Below are 2,450 nucleotides of genomic sequence, written 5' to 3' on the forward strand. Positions count from 1 at the left end.
AGCCGCCGCTGATGCTCGGCCTCGCCGTCTGGATGGCGGCCAAGCACGCCCTCTCGTTCCTCGGCGACACGACCGAGCTGGCGATCCCCGCGACCGGCGAAGAGATCCTGATGCAAATGACGGCGATGGCCGCGGACCACCCCAGTCTGATGGCGAGCACGCCCTCCTGACAGCCGGCTCGATCAAGACGAGTTCACCACCAGCCAACGCGTGCACGAAGAAGCGATCGTGCTTTTCTGACAGGATCAACAGGATCGACGGGATGCGTCCAATCCTGTCCATCCTGTAAATCCTGTCCAACCAACTCCCTCCGTGCTCTCCGTGGCTCTGTGGTGAACCTTCTCACCCTCAGAGAGAGCCGACTTCAAGCGGCGTGTGCCAGTTAGAGTGAACCGATGCCGTTCGCCGAGCTGATCCGCCGCAGCGCCGAACTCGCCGACGCGGGCGAGCCGTTCGTCGCCGTCACGCTGACCGAAGCCTCCGGCTCGACGCCCGCCGACGCCGGCGCGAAGATGCTCGTCACCGCCGACGGGCTCGTCGCGGGCACGGTCGGCGGCGGCCGCGTCGAAGCGAAGGCGATCGCGGTCGCCCAAGCGATGCTCGCCGAGCGGGCCGCGTGCCGCGCGCTCGACTGGAGCCTCAAGGCCGACGTCGGCATGACGTGCGGCGGCCGGGTCCGGTTGTTCTTCGAGCCGGTCGGCGTCGCGACCTGGCCGATCGTCGTCTTCGGCGCCGGGCACGTGACCCAGGCGCTCGCCGAGCTGCTGGTGCGGCTGCCGTGCCAACTCACCTGCATCGACCCGCGGCCCGATTGGCTCGCGCGGCTCCCGGCGGGCGTGCGACGCGACGAGTCGCCCGACCCCCCCGCCGAGGTCGCCCGCCTGCCGGGCGACGCGATGGTCCTCTGCATGACCCGCGGCCACGCGAGCGACCTGCCAGTCCTCGAAGCGCTTTTTAAGACCGACCGGACGTTCCCGTACGTCGGCGCGATCGGCAGCCGTGCGAAGGCGGCCGTCCTCCGCAAGGAGCTGCTGGCGGCGGGCGTCGCCGAAGAGCGGATCGTCTTTCACTGCCCGATCGGCCTGCCGATCGGCACGAACCACCCGGCCGAGATCGCCGTGAGCATCACGGCCCAGCTGCTCGAGGCCCGCGACGCGCGTCAGACGTGAGTCTGTCCCGGTTACACCTTCGTGTTCAGCGATTTCTTGTGGCAAACACTAGAGTAGCAGTTGGCAATCAAGATCTCAGAGCCGTCGGCGGACGCGATGAAGTCGAAGAAGCGGCAAGAAGAACAGGAAAAGCAACGACGCTTAGAGCCAATCTGCAAGGCGTTGAAGCAACACTTTGAAGGCAAAACGATTTCGGCACGCTGCCCGAAGTGCAAGTCGCTGGTTGCTGTAGTGTCTCTCAATGAATCGGCATACCAAACTAGCTGCGATTGTGGTTGGTGCACCGATACTCTCCGAGGACTCTGAAGTCGACAACGATTCTGAAGCGGCCCAGGAGGCGTCGCCCTTGGTCGCGAAGCGGGTCAATCCAACGATTAGTGAGCCGTATCGATTGGATTCAGGCGCAAATACGATAGGAACACCCATCCTTCGGACTGCGCTTGCTGATCATGACCGATTCCGAGCTATCCCGATTCATTGCAACCGACGCCCTGGTGTGCATTCGACGGGAAGCAATCGACCAACGCTCGATGCAAGCGTTCGTCCTCGCCTTCTCAGAATCACACGCCTTGACGCGGTACGTCTACGACTTCCACGTCGACGGGCACTTGCTGTTGCGACGACGCGACATCACCGCCGTCGAATGCCGCCGAACTGACCAGTTCCAACGAGAGTTGCTCGTCGAACAAGACGCTCTCGACGCGGAGAACAACAGGGCGTACCCCAAGACTTCGTTCCTGGCAGCTCTCGATTCCCTGGAGCAAGATGAACTTGTCATCGTGGAATGCGAGGAACCAGACCACGAGGTTTTCGCAATCGGACGATACGCCGGACGAGACGAACATGGGCTTGTCCGACTGCACGAGTTTTCTGGCGCGGGTAGTTGGAACAGCGACCTCTCGTCTTTCGATCCTGACGACATCACTTGTTGCTCTTTTGGGGGCAACTACATCCGGTCCTACCAGCGGTACTTCGACCGCGTGGGCTTTCCCAAACTGCCAAGAAGATAGCCGTCGGATTTGTTCGTAATTGACGAGCTTCGCGCTACGAGCGGCGAACCCTGCTACCGGCAGGCCTCGGCCAGCAGCTCCATCGGGTGAACGACTCGGACGTGGGCGAGCGTCTCATCGGCTCGGCAGGCCAGGTTGAGCTGGTGCTGGCAGCCCGGGTTGGCCGGAGCGATGACGTCGGGCGCCGCCGCTCGCAGGTGGCCGAGCTTGCGGTTGAGCAGCTTGCCCGCCTGCTCGGGCTGCGTGATCGTGTAAACGCCCGCTGCGCCGC

General features: G+C 63.7%; 3 protein-coding genes. 2 read left to right on the top strand and 1 reads right to left on the bottom strand.

From position 1 onward, the window contains the following. The first annotated feature begins 395 nt into the window (after window positions 1-395). Both xdhC and AAGI46_16870 read left to right on the top strand, forming a co-directional pair. Window positions 396-1,169, top strand: a complete 774-nt coding sequence (gene xdhC, locus AAGI46_16865; GenBank protein ID MEM1013879.1) for a xanthine dehydrogenase accessory protein XdhC — start codon at window positions 396-398, stop codon at window positions 1,167-1,169. Between the two features lie 449 nt (window positions 1,170-1,618). Further along, window positions 1,619-2,179, top strand: coding sequence for a hypothetical protein (locus AAGI46_16870; GenBank protein ID MEM1013880.1), 561 nt, complete (start codon window positions 1,619-1,621; stop codon window positions 2,177-2,179). A gap of 53 nt (window positions 2,180-2,232) precedes the next feature. On the opposite strand, the gene AAGI46_16875 is transcribed toward AAGI46_16870, so the two are convergent. Next, a partial coding sequence (locus AAGI46_16875) for a heterodisulfide reductase-related iron-sulfur binding cluster (GenBank protein ID MEM1013881.1) occupies window positions 2,233-2,450 on the bottom strand: 218 nt, incomplete at its 5' end.

The organism is Planctomycetota bacterium, from assembly GCA_038746835.1.
Lineage (GTDB): Bacteria > Planctomycetota > Phycisphaerae > Tepidisphaerales > Tepidisphaeraceae > JBCDKH01.

Bases quoted from the DNA above. Each gene is read 5' to 3' on its own strand.
- xdhC (MEM1013879.1), top strand. From the start codon at position 396: ATGCCGTTCGCCGAGCTGATCCGCCGCAGCGCCGAACTCGCCGACGCG.
- AAGI46_16870 (MEM1013880.1), top strand. From the start codon at position 1,619: ATGACCGATTCCGAGCTATCCCGATTCATTGCAACCGACGCCCTGGTG.